At 42.8% G+C, this 17,596-nt stretch carries 22 protein-coding genes; 13 read left to right on the forward strand and 9 right to left on the reverse strand.

Going from position 1 to position 17,596, the window contains the following annotated elements:
• Positions 1 to 390: 390 nt before the first annotated feature.
• From pqqA to JMX63_RS10705, 6 genes are all read left to right on the forward strand, one after another.
• Positions 391 to 465, forward strand: a complete 75-nt coding sequence (gene pqqA, locus JMX63_RS10680; protein ID WP_082894360.1) for a pyrroloquinoline quinone precursor peptide PqqA — start codon at positions 391 to 393, stop codon at positions 463 to 465.
• Positions 466 to 536: 71 nt separating this feature from the next.
• On the forward strand, positions 537 to 1,448 hold the full coding sequence (pqqB, locus tag JMX63_RS10685) for a pyrroloquinoline quinone biosynthesis protein PqqB (RefSeq protein ID WP_201572286.1): 912 nt from the start codon (positions 537 to 539) through the stop codon (positions 1,446 to 1,448).
• A gap of 42 nt (positions 1,449 to 1,490) precedes the next feature.
• Complete coding sequence (pqqC, locus tag JMX63_RS10690; RefSeq protein ID WP_102078380.1) at positions 1,491 to 2,249, forward strand: pyrroloquinoline-quinone synthase PqqC; 759 nt, start codon at positions 1,491 to 1,493, stop codon at positions 2,247 to 2,249.
• Positions 2,246 to 2,542, forward strand: a complete 297-nt coding sequence (pqqD, locus tag JMX63_RS10695) for a pyrroloquinoline quinone biosynthesis peptide chaperone PqqD (RefSeq protein ID WP_057760106.1) — start codon at positions 2,246 to 2,248, stop codon at positions 2,540 to 2,542. The genes pqqC and pqqD overlap by 4 nt, the downstream gene beginning before the upstream one ends.
• Positions 2,539 to 3,711 (forward strand): pyrroloquinoline quinone biosynthesis protein PqqE, encoded by a 1,173-nt coding sequence (gene pqqE / locus JMX63_RS10700; protein WP_201572288.1) that lies wholly within the window; start codon positions 2,539 to 2,541, stop codon positions 3,709 to 3,711. Before pqqD ends, pqqE begins: the two co-directional genes overlap by 4 nt.
• On the forward strand, positions 3,708 to 4,763 hold the full coding sequence (locus JMX63_RS10705) for a dipeptidase (RefSeq protein ID WP_201572289.1): 1,056 nt from the start codon (positions 3,708 to 3,710) through the stop codon (positions 4,761 to 4,763). Before pqqE ends, JMX63_RS10705 begins: the two co-directional genes overlap by 4 nt.
• Positions 4,764 to 4,845: 82 nt before the next feature.
• On the opposite strand, the gene JMX63_RS10710 is transcribed toward JMX63_RS10705, so the two are convergent.
• Positions 4,846 to 5,760 (reverse strand): LysR family transcriptional regulator, encoded by a 915-nt coding sequence (locus JMX63_RS10710; protein WP_201572290.1) that lies wholly within the window; start codon positions 5,758 to 5,760, stop codon positions 4,846 to 4,848.
• A gap of 175 nt (positions 5,761 to 5,935) precedes the next feature.
• On the opposite strand from JMX63_RS10710, the gene JMX63_RS10715 reads away from it, so the two are divergent.
• Together JMX63_RS10715 and JMX63_RS10720 are read left to right on the forward strand one after the other, a co-directional pair.
• On the forward strand, positions 5,936 to 6,919 hold the full coding sequence (locus JMX63_RS10715) for a 2OG-Fe(II) oxygenase family protein (RefSeq protein ID WP_201572291.1): 984 nt from the start codon (positions 5,936 to 5,938) through the stop codon (positions 6,917 to 6,919).
• 160 nt (positions 6,920 to 7,079) lie between these two features.
• Entirely contained in the window at positions 7,080 to 8,228 is a 1,149-nt protein-coding gene (locus tag JMX63_RS10720) for a DUF1624 domain-containing protein (RefSeq protein ID WP_201572292.1), read from the forward strand.
• 253 nt (positions 8,229 to 8,481) lie between these two features.
• Here JMX63_RS10720 and JMX63_RS10725 read toward each other — a convergent pair whose 3' ends face one another.
• The 3 genes from JMX63_RS10725 to JMX63_RS10735 all read right to left on the reverse strand — a co-directional run bounded on the left by JMX63_RS10725 (position 8,482) and on the right by JMX63_RS10735 (position 10,211).
• On the reverse strand, positions 8,482 to 8,913 hold the full coding sequence (locus JMX63_RS10725) for a substrate binding domain-containing protein (protein ID WP_201572293.1): 432 nt from the start codon (positions 8,911 to 8,913) through the stop codon (positions 8,482 to 8,484).
• Positions 8,867 to 9,046 (reverse strand): type 2 periplasmic-binding domain-containing protein, encoded by a 180-nt coding sequence (locus JMX63_RS10730; RefSeq protein ID WP_201572294.1) that lies wholly within the window; start codon positions 9,044 to 9,046, stop codon positions 8,867 to 8,869. Before JMX63_RS10730 ends, JMX63_RS10725 begins: the two co-directional genes overlap by 47 nt.
• 295 nt (positions 9,047 to 9,341) lie before the next feature.
• Positions 9,342 to 10,211, reverse strand: coding sequence for a DMT family transporter (locus JMX63_RS10735; RefSeq protein WP_265089100.1), 870 nt, complete (start codon positions 10,209 to 10,211; stop codon positions 9,342 to 9,344).
• A gap of 131 nt (positions 10,212 to 10,342) precedes the next feature.
• Here JMX63_RS10735 and JMX63_RS10740 point away from each other — a divergent pair, with 131 nt between their 5' ends.
• Both JMX63_RS10740 and JMX63_RS10745 read left to right on the forward strand, forming a co-directional pair.
• Complete coding sequence (locus JMX63_RS10740; protein WP_201572296.1) at positions 10,343 to 11,233, forward strand: LysR substrate-binding domain-containing protein; 891 nt, start codon at positions 10,343 to 10,345, stop codon at positions 11,231 to 11,233.
• A gap of 122 nt (positions 11,234 to 11,355) precedes the next feature.
• A complete protein-coding gene (locus tag JMX63_RS10745; protein ID WP_201572298.1) occupies positions 11,356 to 12,102 on the forward strand; it encodes a carbon-nitrogen hydrolase family protein in 747 nt (248 codons plus the stop codon).
• Between the two features lie 171 nt (positions 12,103 to 12,273).
• Here JMX63_RS10745 and JMX63_RS10750 read toward each other — a convergent pair whose 3' ends face one another.
• Together JMX63_RS10750 and JMX63_RS10755 are read right to left on the reverse strand one after the other, a co-directional pair.
• Positions 12,274 to 12,861, reverse strand: a complete 588-nt coding sequence (locus JMX63_RS10750; RefSeq protein ID WP_201572300.1) for a 2-hydroxychromene-2-carboxylate isomerase — start codon at positions 12,859 to 12,861, stop codon at positions 12,274 to 12,276.
• Positions 12,862 to 12,926: 65 nt separating this feature from the next.
• Complete coding sequence (locus JMX63_RS10755; RefSeq protein ID WP_201572302.1) at positions 12,927 to 13,655, reverse strand: SDR family oxidoreductase; 729 nt, start codon at positions 13,653 to 13,655, stop codon at positions 12,927 to 12,929.
• 102 nt (positions 13,656 to 13,757) lie between these two features.
• On the opposite strand from JMX63_RS10755, the gene JMX63_RS10760 reads away from it, so the two are divergent.
• A complete protein-coding gene (locus JMX63_RS10760; RefSeq protein WP_201572304.1) occupies positions 13,758 to 14,231 on the forward strand; it encodes a winged helix-turn-helix transcriptional regulator in 474 nt (157 codons plus the stop codon).
• Positions 14,232 to 14,310: 79 nt separating this feature from the next.
• Positions 14,311 to 14,478, forward strand: a complete 168-nt coding sequence (locus tag JMX63_RS10765) for a zinc-binding dehydrogenase (protein ID WP_201572306.1) — start codon at positions 14,311 to 14,313, stop codon at positions 14,476 to 14,478.
• Between the two features lie 166 nt (positions 14,479 to 14,644).
• On the opposite strand, the gene JMX63_RS10770 is transcribed toward JMX63_RS10765, so the two are convergent.
• The 3 genes from JMX63_RS10770 to JMX63_RS10780 all read right to left on the reverse strand — a co-directional run bounded on the left by JMX63_RS10770 (position 14,645) and on the right by JMX63_RS10780 (position 17,089).
• Positions 14,645 to 14,950, reverse strand: a complete 306-nt coding sequence (locus tag JMX63_RS10770; RefSeq protein ID WP_102090668.1) for a putative quinol monooxygenase — start codon at positions 14,948 to 14,950, stop codon at positions 14,645 to 14,647.
• 99 nt (positions 14,951 to 15,049) lie between these two features.
• Entirely contained in the window at positions 15,050 to 16,099 is a 1,050-nt protein-coding gene (locus JMX63_RS10775; RefSeq protein ID WP_201572352.1) for a zinc-binding alcohol dehydrogenase family protein, read from the reverse strand.
• Positions 16,100 to 16,225: 126 nt separating this feature from the next.
• Complete coding sequence (locus JMX63_RS10780; RefSeq protein WP_201572308.1) at positions 16,226 to 17,089, reverse strand: SDR family NAD(P)-dependent oxidoreductase; 864 nt, start codon at positions 17,087 to 17,089, stop codon at positions 16,226 to 16,228.
• Between the two features lie 227 nt (positions 17,090 to 17,316).
• On the opposite strand from JMX63_RS10780, the gene JMX63_RS10785 reads away from it, so the two are divergent.
• Positions 17,317 to 17,589: a type II toxin-antitoxin system HicB family antitoxin gene (locus tag JMX63_RS10785; RefSeq protein WP_201572310.1), complete on the forward strand. Its 273-nt coding sequence runs from the start codon at positions 17,317 to 17,319 to the stop codon at positions 17,587 to 17,589.
• Positions 17,590 to 17,596 lie beyond the last annotated feature (7 nt).

A 17,596-nucleotide genomic window follows, 5' to 3' on the forward strand; every position in this document is an offset into this window, starting at 1 on the left:
TCAGACTAGGATTCAAAAGGGTTTGGGCTATAAATCGCCAAGACAGGTGTGGTTTGACTTTTATCGTCAGGCTGCGTAACTAAAATCTCCCAAGTTTAGTTCTACGGGATTGACAGCAGGGGTCAGACTTCCCTCGAGCAGATTTTTTATAGTTAGAATTTATGCTCAAACTATTCAAAGATATTTTTAATCTTATGCCCAATATGTTGTCTTTTTCGCACGAAAAAACAGCTTTCATTTATGCTATAAGAGACTGCTTAATCGATGCTCGTTAACGCTTTACTAACATCTAAGAAGTTGACAGCGGGGGGCAGCTTATACTACTCTTTATCACTCATTCACTTTATTAACCTTACTTCTTAAATAGTAAGATCGTTCCGGAGTAATCCCATGCAGTGGACCAAACCAGCTTTTCAAGACATTCGTATCGGTTTCGAAGTGACTATGTATTTCGAAGCACGCTAAAACTCATTAGCACTCAATCCATTAAAAGCCCTAAATGATTAGGGCTTTTATTTTTTTGGAAATATTGATTTATGTATATTCACGTTTTAGGCTCAGCTGCTGGTGGCGGTTTCCCGCAGTGGAACTGTAACTGCGATAATTGCCACGGTGTGCGTCAAGGCACGATTCAGGCAAAAACCCGTACCCAATCTTCGATAGCCATATCAGAAAATGGTGTGGATTGGATCTTATTCAACGCATCCCCTGATATCCGCCAACAATTATTTGAGTTCAAGGCAGCACAGCCAGCACGTCAATTGAGAGATACCGGCATCACCAATGTGGTATTGATGGACAGTCAACTTGACCATACGACGGGGCTATTGACCCTGCGTGAAGGTTGTCCAATTCCTGTTTGGTGTACTGACATGGTCTATCAAGATCTAACGACAGGATTTCCTCTCTTTAACATGTTGAAGCACTGGAATGGCGGCTTGCAATATAATCAAATTGATCCAGAAAAGACGTTTAAGATTGAAGGGTTTGACAATTTAGAATTGACGCCTTTGGTGATTAGAAGCTCTGCACCGCCCTACTCTCCGCATCGTAATGACCCGCATGATGGCGACAATATTGCCCTGATTGTAAAAGACTTAAAAACACAAAAACAACTCTTTTATGCGCCAGGCTTGGGCAAAATTGACGATGAAGTCATGCAAATCATGAAAGCGTCTGATTGCGTAATGATTGACGGTACGCTATGGACAGACAATGAAATGCAAGAACGCGGCGTTGGCACTAAAACGGGCCAAGACATGGGGCATTTGCATATCAGTGGTGACGATGGCTCGCTGCATTATTTAGATCAGCTCGATAACGCTCGTAAGGTGCTCATTCATATCAACAATACCAACCCGATATTGAACGAGCAATCTGAACAAGCGGCGACATTAAAACAACATGGTGTTGAAGTAGCATTTGATGGTATGCAGATTGAGCTGTAAGACAAACGGTAAGGCAATGATAGCAATCGTAAGGTGAGAACAATGCAAGAAGAAAACACAGCACTCAGTCCAGAAGCGTTTGAACAAGCGATTATGGCAAAAGGTCAGTATTATCATATTTACCATCCCTTTCATATCATGATGCATGAAGGCAAAGCGACCCAGCAGCAGATCCAAGCATGGGTCGCTAACCGTTTTTATTATCAGATCAATATCCCATTGAAAGATGCAGCTATTATGGCAAACTGTCCTGATCAGCGCGTACGTCAAGAATGGATTCAGCGTATGATTGATCAAGATGGCGTCTATCCTGATGGGGGTGGTCGCGAAGCATGGTTGGGTCTGGCAGAGGCAGTTGGTTTGACTCGTGAGCAAGTGATTTCTGAAGAGCTGGTGCTACCGGGTGTGCGTTTTGCCGTGGATGCTTATGTGAACTTTGCACGTCGGACTTCATGGCGAGAAGCCGCTAGTAGCTCACTTACAGAGTTGTTTGCCCCGCAGATTCACCAGTCGCGTTTAGAGTCTTGGCCCAAGCATTACCCTTGGATAAAGGAGCAAGGCTATACCTATTTCCGCTCACGCTTGAGTCAAGCGCGCCGCGATGTTGAGCATGGTCTGACCATCACGCTCGACTCGTTCAAAACAGCTGAGCAACAAGAGCGTATGCTTGAGATATTACAATTTAAACTCGATATTTTGTGGACGATATTGGACGCCTTGAGCCTAGCCTATGTGCATAATCAAGCCCCTTATCAAAGTGTTACCACTGACAATGTCTGGCATAAAGGATTGTTCAAATGAGTATACCTGCTAGTTTGCCTGAGCTGGATCAATCCATCGTACCGGTATGGCGTCACGGTTATCGTTTTCAGTTTGAGCCAGCGCAAAATGCGTATGTCTTGCTCTACCCTGAGGGTATGATTAAGCTCAATGATAGTGCCAGCATCATTGGGCAACATATTGATGGTCAAGCGTCCATTGCTGATATTATCCAAAAGGTGCAAGCTATGTTTGGGGATATCCCCGAAATCGAGCAAGACATCATTGAATATATGCTGGTCGCCCAGCGTGAACATTGGATTGATTTAGTATGAATACGCCAGTCGGACTACCGCTATGGCTGCTTGCTGAGCTGACCTATCGCTGCCCCTTACAATGCCCCTATTGCTCAAACCCTATTGACTATGCTCAGTATAAAGAAGAGCTAACGACAGAGGAATGGTTTGATGTGTTTGATCAGGCGCGGCAAATGGGCGCGGTGCAGCTTGGTTTTTCTGGCGGTGAACCACTGGTTCGTCAAGACCTAGAAGAGCTGGTCGCTTATGCGCACAATCAAGGTTTTTATACCAATTTGATTACGTCAGGTATGGGATTGACTGAAGCTAGAATTGCGCGTTTAAAAGAAGCAGGTCTTCAGCATATTCAAATTAGCTTCCAAGCCAGTGATCCAACGGTCAACAATGCCTTGGCAGGATCAAAGCATGCCTTTGAGCAAAAGTATGAGATGTCACGTCTGGTCAAACAGTACGATTACCCGATGGTACTTAACTTTGTCATTCATCGGCAAAACATCGATCAGATTGACCAGATTATTGAGCTGTGCTTAGAGCTGGAAGCCGACACGGTCGAGCTGGCTATCTGTCAGTTTTATGGCTGGGCGTTTGAAAACATAGAAGGTCTATTGCCTACCAAAGCGCAAGTGGTTCGAGCCGAACGCATTACCAATGAATACCGCAAGAAGATTGAAGAACGTGGTATTAAGTGCAAACTTATTTTCGTGGTGCCTGACTATTACGAAGAACGTCCGAAACCTTGTATGGATGGTTGGGGCAAGATTTTCTTAACAGTCGCACCAGACGGTACAGCCCTACCTTGCCATGCTGCCAGACAAATGCCAATACAGTTCCCCAATGTACGAGAGACACCACTGTCGGATATTTGGTATGAATCTGCCAGTTTCAATCAGTTTCGCGGTGATGACTGGATGCCCGACATCTGCCAAAGCTGCCCCGATAAAGAGCGCGATTATGGCGGCTGTCGTTGCCAAGCCTTTATGCTGACGGGCGATGCCAAAAACGCCGATCCTGTGTGTGGCAAATCGCCTTATCATTATCTAATCGAGGAAGCACGTATCAATAGTGAAACGCCTGTACCTTTTGAAGAGTTGCGCTTTCGCAATCCAAAGAATTCTAAATCACTGAGTAACAAACAGCTGAATAAAGACAAATTGATTCCTACTCGTATGGTAACAGGTGAAATATGAATGCTAATACTAAGCCTGTGATATTTGATGGACATAACGATCTGTTGACCCGCCTTTGGCTAAGTTCAGCTGCCGATCCGGTACATGACTTTATTTATGGCACGCTACCAGGGCATTTGGACTTACAACGTTGCAAAGACGCGAACTGGATGGGCGGATTATTTTCTATATTTTTACCGCCCTATGCTTATGTGAAAAACAACCATCCTGAAAAACTATCTGACCCCTCAAATTCGGATTTTACTCCGCAAGAAATCGTCGATATCTGCTGCACACAATTGAAACTAGCCCAGCAACTAGAGGCAAGATCTGACGGTCAGATTCAGATTTGCACCTCATTAAAACAAATCCAAGCCTGTCAACAGAATAAGCAACTGGCCATTGTATTGCATTTGGAAGGTGCTGAGTTTTTAGCCATACAGCCTGACCTGCTTGATATGTTTTATGAGGCAGGCCTCAGAAGCATTGGCCCACTATGGAATAGAAAGAGCCTCTTCGGTGATGGCTTAAATGCGTCTTTTCCGCATTCTCCCGATACAGGATCTGGGCTCACGACTCAAGGTAAAGACCTCATTCTTAAGTGCAGTGAAAAGCATATGCTGATCGATGTGTCGCATATGAATGAGCGTGCTTTTTGGGATACGCTAGAGATTGCCTGCCAGCCGATTGTTGCGACACATTCAAATGCACATACTCTCTGTCAGCAAGCACGGAACTTGACCGATCAACAGCTGGCTGCTATTAAACAAAGCGATGGTATGGTTGGGGTGAATTTCGATGTGGCGTTTCTTCGTGCAGATGGGCAACGTAATACGCAAACATCACTCGATGTGATTGTCGACCATCTTGATTATCTGATCGACCATCTAGGCGAAGATCACGTTGGGTTTGGCTCTGATTTCGATGGTTGCCTACTACCTGATGAGTTATCTGATATCAGTCAAATCTCTATGTTGATTGAGCGAATGCAGCAACGGCACTTCTCTGATCAACTGATTGAAAAGATAACGTCAAAAAACTGGTTTACGGTGCTTGATAAGGTATGGCAATAATTATAATAGCCATCCAGCAATTACTGTCTAGTGACTGTTGTTTTGCTCGTCTGATTAAATAGGGTAACCATTAATTTTTGTTTTACCTTAACACCTGCTCTACCCGTTCAATCAAGTATTCTTTGACCGTATTAAACAGTGGATCGATTAATCGCCGTTCTGGACAAATCAAATATAGTGGATAGTTGGCCACTTGCCAGCCGTCCAACTCTACCTCAACCAGTCTCCCTGCCTTCAAATCGCCGGCTATATCTAACTGAGACTTTAATGCGATGCCTTTACCCGCCACTGCCCAGCGGCGCACAACGTCACCGTCTTTACTTCTGCGATTGCCATCCACGGCCACACGTTTAGTCTTTCCCGCTTTCTCAAAAGTCCACTCGCTCAAATACTTTTCATCATGCCCCAAACGTAAGCAATTATGCTGCGATAAATCTTCCGGCATTTTTGGCATACCAATATCCTTATCAATTTTGCCCAAATACTCCTTTGACGCACACAATATAGGGCGATTATTCAATACAATAGGTAGTGCGACCAGTGATGAATCTTTGGGCGCGCCGTAACGTAGTGCCAAATCAATCTGCTGACCGTACAAGTCCACATAGCTGTCTGACATATGTAGCTGCACCGTCACTTTTGGGTGAATGTCTATAAAATCGTCCAACCAAGGCAAAATTAAGTTTCGTCCCAAATCTGATGATGCCGACAGCCGAATGGTACCCGTCAGCTCAGCATCATTGTCATGCAGTCCTGCATAAGCGTTGTCTAAAATAGCCACCGCATCTCGGCAATGCTTTAAATATTGCTCACCCTTGCTAGTTAGACGCAGCCTACGAGTAGAGCGAACAAATAATACCGTCTCAATTTCCGCTTCTAATCGCTTGACCGCTGCACTCACAACGGCAGGCGACAGATCTAAGTGCCGAGCACAGGCAGATAGGCTACCTAAGCGAGCGGTCTCAATAAAAATACGTAAATCCTGCAAATTTTTCATCGTCATGCCTTCGTTCAATTAGCGTCTAACTTAGCAACCACCATCGCTTGCTGCTGCTAGCCTCATCATTATATAAAAATTATTGAAACTGTTTCTCTAAACCTGCTGATTATCAAAATCATTAATTATAGTAGCATGCACCTATAAGATTTACTCACACATTTGGAGATACACGATGGATACTATAATACGGCCTACGAGCACACAGGACACTCAACACCATAGCCACCATAGCCACCATGATAGAGATAATAAACAAAGCGCACTACAGCAAGCACGCAACTTACCACTACCTTCAAAATCAGACATGCTTAGACGTGCACCATCGGTAGAGCATTTCTGGCATCAAAACAGCCAGTTACTAGAGCAAGCATGGGCAGAGTGGGAAACCACTGAGCATGACTTGCCTGTACTCGATGACTCATTATTTGATCCAACTCTACGTGATGCAGTGACGCAAGCATGGCACACTCCTTCTACGGAGACGGCTGTTAAAAATTTATGGCAAGAGATACTACCTGACGTATACCAAGGACAACTCTTTGATCCAGCACAACTATCAACGCTGCGCCATTATCTGCAAGCAATCGCAGACGCTAATATCCCAATACGTCCTCCTTATGGTATCGCATTGAACAGTAATGGGGCCATGCTAGATGCGCGCTCACTAGGCTATTTGGCCATCCCTAATTTTCAGGCGTTTTATCATAAAGTCATGAATCAATATATGCGTCCTATCGCTCGGCTATTATTTGCCAATGTTTATGGCTATGACACTCAGACCTTTGGGTTCTCGATTCAATACCAGCCGACAGGCGACACATCGCTACAACTGCATACTGATGCTTCAGCGGTGACTATGAATATTAACCTAAATCTGCCAGGCGAAGACTTTACTGGATCAGAAGTTGACTTTGTTGATCGCCATTTGGGGCAAACCAAACGTGCCATCTTTAAACCTGGCATGGCGATTATTCATAGAGGCTCGGTGCCGCACGCCGCACATCCAATTACTAGTGGCAAACGTACCAATATGGTGCTTTGGCTGTATGGCGATAATATGCAAATACCACGAGGAGTTGGGCTTAATAGTCATATTGATGCCAATCAACGTTGGACTGCTACGCACAGTCAGCCTGATAATTTCGCGCCGTTTTAACAGCGGTACGCTATCGTTAGGTCAGACACAGCATAAAAAGTTAAGACAAGCATAAACATCCAAATCAGTGAGCACCTCTGCGAAAATGCGTACTTAAATCAGTAGTAGCTAATAATTGATATGTTATAATGTTTCGTTTTAACTATACAAAGGCTATTGTATGGCGACACCTTTTCAACGGTTGCAAGCGATCGACGCACTTCGAGGGCTTGTGATGCTCATCATGATGGTGGATCATGTTCGAGAGACCTTTTACTTACACCATCAAGTTCCTGATCCAATGCTGATACCAGGAACGGATGAACCACTATTTTTCAGCCGAATGATTGCCCATTTATGTGCGCCTGTCTTTGTGTTACTGACGGGACTGTCTGCTTATTTGTACCAACACAAACACAATAGTATTCAAATGACCCGCGAATTTTTAATCAAACGCGGGCTTTTTTTGGTGTTTTTGGAGCTGATTGTAATTAACTTTGCTTGGACAGCACAATTTCCACCTGATGTAGTTTACCTCCAAGTGATATGGGCGATTGGATTCAGTATGATTGCGCTCTCAGCAGTTATTGGCCTACCTAAGAAGTGGCTGTGGCTACTCAGCTTGGTGATTATATTTGGTCACAATTTATTAGATACCGTCTCATTTGCCGACATTCCTATCGTCCATCAATTGTGGCTGATACTTCATGAGCGCGGTTGGATTGAGTTTGGTGAGGTGATTCGTTTCAGAACCTCTTATCCTGTACTGCCTTGGATTGGCGTTATCATACTGGGCTATTGTATCGGTACATCTGTGTTTGATAACGCTACGTCTGTGCAAAAGAGAAACCGTACGTTACTTACATTTGGTATGGTGAGTATCGCGTTATTTGTGGTACTGCGACTGGCCAATGTATACGGCGATCAAGCATGGCTGATGATGCCGACTCTGAGCGAAACCTTCATGAGCTTTATGAATCTCACTAAATATCCGCCATCGTTACTCTTTATATTGTGGAATGTGGGCATAGGACTGGTTTTATTGGTAATGCTTCAAAAGATTGAAACCAAATCATGGACAAAACCCCTTATTGTCATCGGTTCTGTACCCATGTTTTTCTATATCGTACATCTCTATGTATTGAAGCTGCTGTATGTATTTGCTGTTCAACAGTTCGGTATGACGCATGGGGAATATTTTGGTGTAAATGACGTTAGTACACTTTGGTTCATTGCGATTGCACTGAGCATTTTACTGTATCCCTTAATGCGTGCTTTTGCCAAATTCAAACATAGTAATAAGCACATTACTATCCTCAAATATTTATAGCTATAGCTCCCAACGATATAGCGACTATATAAAAGACCAACAATACTATAAGCAGGCTTGGCCAGCCTATATGGGATATAGCGAAGTCTAGACATTATCAGATGGTCAATAAGCATCATTGTAACGTTGCTATTGACCGTTTGAGTTTCTGCTATAGATTTTCTGACGTTTTTTAATAAAATTTCTTATTGATCTATTGTATTGTTTTTAAAATAGTATAAATAAACATTCCGATCGATCCATCCATTACTTGCTACCAGTAGTGTGAACGCTTTATTTCTTCAGCGAGAAAATCAATAAACTTTCTTTGTAGTGGTGTCACCTGCTTTCGATTGGCATAAACCACATAAACACCCAAAGTTTTAGGTTTCCATTCAGGCAATAACTCAATAAGTTGGCCAGAGGCAATCAAAGATTTGACTGCGCCAGATGGCTGTAAACTAATCCCATGTCCACGCAACGTGGCAGAGAGCAAGACTTCAGAAATATTGGCGCTGATATTGCCAGAGATAGGAACAGACTCTGGACCATTTGGCCCATCAAACACCCATGCCGACCGTCCAAAATACGCAAACGATAGACAGTTGTGATGTACAAGCGACTGTACATCTGTAGGTCTGCCACGCTTTTGTAAATACTCAGGGGCAGCGCGAGTGGCACTCACCGATACGTCTGGCAACGACATTTGGCTCCAAGTCATTGGTGATACGAATCGCCAAGTCAATACGGGCATCAACTAAATTGACCGAATCATCAGTGGTAAGAATATCAATTGCTGTTTGCGGCCAGTGAGAAACAAAGCGACCAACCACATCCATCAGAAGGCTATCAATTAGCGAAACGCGCCACCTCGACGCCGTGAAGGGTCGATTTTTCGATTTGAAGATGTGACTGAGAATGTGGTTATATTGCTCATTATTTGGCCTGCCTATAGTAATAACTTCAACAAACAAGAGCGCCCTTGTAGACTAGTGCCTTGCCTGAATGGTTGTATCTATAGTAATTTGCCACAAAAAATGAGTATGAAAAAACGATTTAAACACACGAATTCATAACATAAAGTCATGCGAATATTATGACGCTTTCTTTATCCGCTCTCTATGTTTCAAAACGCTATAAGGCTGTTCTTTTATATTTAATAGACTCAAGCGTGGCGAGCCAAATCAAAGGTAAGACAATCAGAGCCGAACCTATCAAAAGACTGATATCCGGTACTTCATCAAACCATACGATGCCGATAACCACTGCTCCTAACAGACCGGTATATTCTGCACTAGATATTTTATGTGCTTCAACCGCTCGGTAGACCAGTACGCAGATACCCGCATAGATCAAAATAAACAAATTCGAGCCTGCTGCTATCCATAGCGCGTACCAACTCAAAGGGGCATTTTCCCAAATAGCCAAACCAAGCCCCAACGGTATTCCGACTAAATTGGTCAAAAACAGTGTTTGTGCAACGGTATGATTCGAATGCAATTTACGAACCAATAGATTGTTCGTCGCCATGGTTAAGGCCACGATCAGCGCAAATATAGCACCCATATTAATTTGTGTTGGTTTTACCACGACAAGAATACCTATAAAGCCTAGTATTGCCACAATGATGCTTGGTGCTGTAAGTCTGTCTTTATAAAACAAAAACCCTAACGGCAACATCAGTAAAGGTGCAGTATAAAAAATCGCATTGACCGTGGCTAGCGGTAGCGCTTGGATAGACAACACCATAAATACCGCGCCAAACAACCAAATATGCCCACGTACAAAATGCCATTTTACGTTACTAAGTAGCTTGGCTTTTTGGTTGAATAAACAAAACGGTAGCAGCATCAAGACAGCTGTTAGCTGACGCAATAGCACAAACTGATAGACCGCTGCGCCATCTGGCAACTCTTTTATCAGCGCATCTGAAAGGACTGCAATCATGTTTCCTGCAACCAACAGTATCATTGCAAATCCAACACTCATCTTCGGCATTGTCATGCTTATACCTATCTCAAAATACATAAAATTTTAAATTAAGCCATTTAATCTAATGGTCAGATAAATAGTATATTCGCGTATACTCATGACGTATAATGATATAAAAACGTTTAGTATTAGTTGAACTCATAATGAAACTCCCCCCATTACGTGCCATACAATGCTTTGAATCTGTAGCAAGGCTCAATAGTTTTTCTAAGGCAGCAGAAAGCCTCAACGTGACGCAAAGTGCCGTGAGTCATCAGGTTCGAACGCTTGAAGAATATCTTGGTGAAGCGTTGTTTTATAGGCAGGGCCGAACCCTTTCTTTAACAGATATAGGTGCTCGCTATTTCACAGAGGTGAATCAATCGCTGACTACTCTATCCAATACCAGTCAGGCCATTCGCCATGATAAGCCTGGCCATATTCGCCTAGCGCTGTATAGTTCAGTGGCTGTCAATTGGTTGATTCCTCGGTTAGAAAACTTCCGCGAACAGCACCCAGAGATTGAGCTGACCTTAAATATGGTGACAGACCAAGACGACTATAATGAGCAATGTTCGGATTGCTTTATTACCGTCAATCCACCGAAACGCAATGTAGTCAGCAAGCTTTTATTCGCTGAGAAGCTATTTCCTGTCTGTGGTCAAAAGCTTTGGGCAGAAATAAAGGATCAGCCATTGCCTGAGGCGTTATGGCAACACCCTATACTGTCCGTAAAATATTCTGATAAAAGTGAAGGTACGGCTAATGATTGGCTAAAATGGTGTAAAGCAGGCGGGTTTGAGCTGCCAAGCGAGGTAAAGATTAATCAATTTAGCCATGTACTGCTTGCCGCACAGGCTGCACGTTATAACTTAGGTATTACGCTTACCGACAACTATATGATGCTAGAACAAACACATCAGCAAAATCTTGTCAAAATCCCAATGCATGAATTACTCACTGGCGACAGTTTCTATTTCTTTTATAATGACTTAAAGTCAAATCAACCAGACATCATTAAATTGAGTCGTTGGTTAGAGTCGCAATGTCTTTAAAAGCGTTTTAAATAGCATTTTGAATAAACGTTTCTAAAGTTCGTCATTAACGAGTATTACCCATGATTGCGACCAATAAGTGCTGTGAAAGTATCAACCCCCTACGATAAAGAGCAAGACCTATGCAAATAATCCTCAATCAAATGGATATTACCGATTATCAAGTATCAGTAAATGCTGCTGCGATATTAAAATCAATCCATGATCATCAAGCCTGCGATGGCTTTATGATTTTTCCAGAACTTGCTTTGACTGGCTTTCCGACGCTAGACAATATTGAAGTGTTGTATCATCAATCAATAGAGCACTTCCACAGCATATTGGAAGCAAGCAAAAATACAGATTCAACCATCATTATTGGACATATTGACAAGCAGGATCAACTTTTCTATAACACATGTTTTTTTATAAAAAACGGCGAAATCATTCATAAGCACCGAAAGTCAAAACTTTGGCTTGATGATGTTGGCGTGTTTACCAGTGGGGATGAGTTTTCCGTCGTTGAAATTAATGATGTGGTTTGCGGTGCTCAGATTTGTTTTGAGCTAGAGTTTCCAGAAGGCTCAAGAGCACTGGCAAAAAAAGGCGCACAGATCATATTTATGCCAAACGGCAATATGTCTCCCTATGCAAATACCCACTATGTATTGACTCAAGCTCGGGCTATAGAGAACCAATGTTTTGTGATTACCTGCAATGGTGTCGGCGTCGGTCATGGCGGTCAGTTTGTAGGAGAGAGTCTAATCGTTTCTCCTACGGGACGAATCATCAAAAAACTTGGTTCGTCGCCAGATATAGTAACAGTAGATATAGATTTAGAGGAACTAGAGCAGTCTAAGCAAAACTATCACTATATAGACTTGTCTTAATGTAACCATAGAGCTTAATCATTAAACTGAGTGGTAAGGTTATTTTCTGGAGAAACCACAGTGAAGAAAAATCACGGTTACTTATCGCGGCTGATGTCTGGTGGATTGAAAGCGAATGGACTATCGTTGAGCTAGTACAGTGCAATCTATATATCCTATGACTTACTATTCTCAGTCTCTCAAAGCATCTTCAACAAAGCTCAACCGGTCTTGACCAAAAAACATCTCACCATTTACAAAGAAACTTGGTGCCCCAAATACGCCTCGTGCTACTGCTTCTTCGGTACTAGATTTTAAACGCGCCTTGACCTCAGGCTCACTAATACGCGCCATAAAATCAGTCGCCTCAATGCCTACTTTCGACAAAACTTCAGCCACGACTTCTGGTGATTCCATATTTAACTTTTCAGCCCATAGCGCATTGAAGATAGCGGACAAATAACTCTCAAATTTAGGTGTCCCCAAATAGGCGGTAACACCGCGCATAAGCTGCATCGTATTGACTGGGAAAAACGGATTGAAGCGAAAAGGCACGTCATAGATGGCTGAAAAACGCTTAAGGTCTTTGAGCATATAAGCGCCTTTAGCAGGTACGGCAGCTGGTGAGGTGTTACCAACGGCTTGAAACACTGCGCCAAGTAACATAGGTCGCCAAACAATCTCGGCATTGTGACGCTGCACGATACTCGCTAACTGTGTCCATGCCAAATAACTGGCTGGGCTGCCCACATCAAAGAAAAATTCTACTTGTTTACTCATCTTGGCATTCCTTGCAATATGTTAAAAATCCATTAAAAGTTTTGATGGTTATTAACCAGATAGGATTAAAAAGTTTCCATCCATGGGCGTAAATCCAGCTCATGCGTCCAGCTATCCCTTGGCTGACAGTGCAACTGCCAATACTGCTCAGCGATATGTTCTGGATTTAAGATACCGTCTTGGTCTTTTAGCTCATAGCGCTCGGGAAAGTTGTCACGAATAAAATCAGTATCAATGGCACCGTCAATGATAGGGTGTGCGACATGTATGCCTTTAGGTCCTAACTCTCGCGCCATGCTTTGTGCCAATGCCCGCAGAGCAAACTTAGCGCTAGCAAAAGCCGAAAAACCTTTACTACCGCGCAAAGACGCTGTTGCACCCGTAAAAATAATTGTCCCCCTCTCACGTGGAATCATGACTTTTGCCGCTTCTCTACCTGTCAAAAATCCAGCCAAGGCACCCATCTCCCACACTTTTCGATAGACCCTCTCTGTCGTATCTAAGATGGAGAAATGAACGTTTGCCCCGATGTTAAACACCACGACTTCAATCGGCCCAATGTCTTTTTCAATATGAGCAAACAGCTCAACCATCTCTTGCTCGATACGCGCATCACAACCAAATGGCTTGACTACTCCTCCAGCCGCTTCGATATCACTGACTAATGCCTCTAGCTTCTCAACAGTCCTTCTGGTCACGCACAAAGTAAAACCTTCTCGCGCAAAACGTCTGGCAACAGCGCTGCCAGTGGCATCGCCTGCACCGATTACAACTGCTACGGGTGCTCTGTTCATATCTATTTCCTTATAGGTTCCTTTTTAGAACTAACAAAAACATAGCTTTATTTTTGGACCCTGTCAAGCTAACCTATAGCTTAAAGATAAAGGAGATAACCTATGCGCTGGGATGAACTGGACCAACAGTCTTGCTCGGTGGCTCGCACTTTAGCAGTCATTGGTGATCGTTGGACGCTCATGATTTTACGCGATTGTTTTTTGGGAGTCAGACGATTCGACGTATTTGAGCAACGCTTAGGCATTACACGTCATGTCCTATCTAACCGTCTTCGTAAATTGGTTGAATACGATATCTTAAAAAAAGTTGCCTATCAGCAGCGGCCGCTACGTGAGGAATATAGACTGACAGAGTGCGGATTAGATTTGCACTCTGTCGTACTGGCATTAGTCAGTTGGGGTGATAAATACATGGCTGATGAACGCGGGGCGCCGCTGTTGCATAGACACAAGGCATGTGGTCACATTATGCATCCGGTGACAGTATGCTCCAAGTGCGCTGAACCCGTTACTGCACGTGATATTGAAGTTGAGATAGGACCCAAATGGATCGGTAATGATGGAGTGAGTATTTAATATAGTAGCGGTTTATAAACCATTAGAGCTAGATATCAGAACACTTTATTTAAAAGACTTAACCTTTTACGGCTGTACTGTGCTTCAGCCTGAAGTGTTCCAAAACCTCGTTAACTGTATCGAACAACGTAAAATAAATCCAATCGTGGCGTGTACCTTTCCATTAAAAGAGATACATACTGCTCAAGCGATTTTCTTAGAAAAGAAACACGTGGGTAAAATCGTTTTGAACGTTGCTCAAGAATAATCATCGTTCGATAGCAAACAAATAGCGTATAAATGGCTTTGAATATTTTATTCAAAGCCACTTATATCTAAATCAATAAACGCTGTTTTGAAGCATGAAAGTCAGTCGTCTCAGTCATGACTTTCAACCATTCATTTTATTGTTAGCAGCAGAATATAGATCAAACCTATGAGATAACTGTCATTTCAGTAACGATAAATTCATCGACCATTCCATCTGTTATTTGTACATAGTTTTGGAAATGCGGGCTTTGTACATGTTGCTGAAGACACTCGTTGTTTTCCCAAATTTCATAAACCACGAAACCGTTACTGTTTGCATTTTCTTGATGCAAGTCATATTGAATACAACCTTGATCATCTTGTGATGCTGCTGTCAGTTTAAGTAGCTCAGTTTTCACTTGTTCAACGTGCTCAGGTTTGGCTTTGATAGTGGCGACGATGGTAAGTGGTTTGTTTGCTTGCGTGCTCATCTATTTATCCTATGTTTATTATTATCATTGATTTAAATAGGTCCAACGTGTCTGCTAAAAGCGTCACATTGGACCTATTAATCTAAATGGCGTTATGCGTTATGCAGACCAGCCTTCTAATACAATTTTGCCATGCGCTTGCTGTTTTTCTAGCATTTGGTGTGCACTACGTAGGTGTTCAGCGGTGATAGCCCCAAGATTGTGCACGACCGTGGTTTTGATCTCGCCTGCATCAATCAATTTTGCCACCGCATTTAATAAATGATGCTGTTCAATCATGTCTGGCGTATTGAACATTGAGCGTGCAAACATAAATTCCCAATGCAGACTTAAGCTTTTGGTTTTAAGCGGGTTGGCATCTAGTGATTTTGGATCATCAATCAGTCCAAGCTTGCCCTGCGGCTTTAAGCATTTAATGATTTCTTCATAATGATCTTCAGTATTATTGAGACTCACCACGTAGTCCACTTCAGCAATACCTGTTTTTTGTAGTTCATCAGACAATGGGTTGCGGTGATTGATAACATGATCAGCACCCAAATCTTTGAGCCACTGCACGCTCTCATCTCTCGAAGCTGTACCAATAATCGTGGCAGATGTTCTTGTTTTTAATAACTGAGTTAGGATAGATCCAACGCCGCCCGCTGCGCCAATGACCAATACTGAGACGTCATTAGCATTCTCGTTACTACCGCTGTCATTTGCTGCGCTATCAGAGACAGGCACTTGTAAACGGTCAAATAACATCTCCCAAGCTGTAATCGTCGTGAGTGGTAATGCCGCTGCCTCAGCGAAAGACAAAGAGGCTGGCATGTGTCCAACGATACGCTCATCGACCAACTGATATTCAGCATTGCTGCCTGAACGGGTCAAATCTCCAGCATAATAGACGTTGTCGCCTACTGAGAATAAACTGACGTCTTCACCGACAGCCGTCACAGTACCGGCAGCATCCCAACCAATAACAGCATACTCACCCTCTGCGGCAGGACGCCCTTCACGGATTTTGTAATCTACAGGATTGACTGATATGGCTCTTACTTCTACGAGAATATCGCGGCCTGAAGCAATTGGCTTATCAAGGGTGATGTCTTGTAGCGATTGTTCATTATCGATAGGTAGATTGTTTTGATAACCAATGGCTTTGATAGTTTGCATAATATTGTGTCCTGTTTTTAATAAGAAAGTTTTTAATAGTAAAATTTGAAAATATAGTTAGTAATGGTTTAATTGTTTGAAATTCATTAATGCTGCTAAATATAAGTCTTATGCATCTTATGCAAAAATTGACTGCAATACTGTCTGAGTCTGCTGCTCAAGCTCAGCAATGGCTGCTTGGTTTAAAGCATCAGCATGTGGTCGACCAAATTCTCCTCTTGCATCGCCATGTGCGCCATCTTTTATATCGTTATCAAAGTATTTACCAGTATCGTTAGCGAACTCATCGGAGATGGCCAATGCAGTTAGGATATTTGCGCCCTTGTCTGCTGATGACCAATACTGACCATACGCTTCGTTAGCCATTTTTGTGTTCAGTAGCGAACCTGGGTTAACGGCGATGACATTGATATCGTTGCTAACGACTGTGTCAGCTAATGCCATACTCCACATGGTTAATGCCAGCTTGCTTTGGGCATAAGCATCCTTATCATCAAGGCGAGTCTGGCCTGCAAGTGCTTGATAAGATATTGACGCTTGCGCAGCTGAGCTTAAGTTCACGATACGCGCTTTATCAGACTGCTTTAGCAAAGGTAATAAAGCATTGGTCAGCTCATAAGGCGCTAGATAATTGACTACGAAACGTACATCCAAACCGTCTTTAGTCAATGCTGATGCCGTAGTATAAATCCCTGCGTTATTTATGAGCACATCAAGCTTGGGCAGTTTTTCATTGACGTCTGCCGCCATCTTTAGCACATCCGTTAAATCAGAAAAATCAGCCACAAACCCATCAATATTATCTACTGCTGCGCCTGTCGCGACTGCTTGAACTTCTGCAATGACGCTAGCAAGTTTGTCAGCATCGCGGCCATGCAGGTACACTTGGTGCCCAGCTTCTGCCAGTTTTAACGCTGCCAATTTGCCAATGCCATCTGTGCTGCCAGTGATTAAAATTGTTTTAGTGGTATTCAGAGTCATAAACCGCCCTTATTGTTTGAATTATTGTTTCAGTTTTGGATACCTGTTCTATTTTATCCATCATGATAGCGCCCATTGTAATGAAAGTGTTGTGGGTCAAACAGTAGCCATCACCTAAAACACTTTCAATATAATTTTGAAAGTGAGTTATATTTAAGGAGTTATTTAGACTGTTATCTAAGCGGTTGCTAGTTATACTTAGGTTCAAAATTCATGAGGAATGTTAAATGCAGTATCCGATAGCAATTACACCAAGTAATGAAACAACAGCTTACGGCATATTTATCCCAGACATAGTGAGTTGCTATTCAGCCAGCGATGAACGTGCAGATATCTTTAATAATGCTAAAGAAGCGATTATGCTCCATCTAAAAGGATTGATAGAAGACGGCGAAGCCATTCCTCTACCTACCGATAGTACTAAACATAAAGATAATCTAGATTTTGAAGGAATGGATTGGGCAGTAGTAGATATTCAGATACATGAGCTATATGAATGACATCAAA

It is taken from the genome of Psychrobacter nivimaris, assembly GCF_904846365.1.
Classification (GTDB): domain Bacteria; phylum Pseudomonadota; class Gammaproteobacteria; order Pseudomonadales; family Moraxellaceae; genus Psychrobacter; species Psychrobacter nivimaris_B.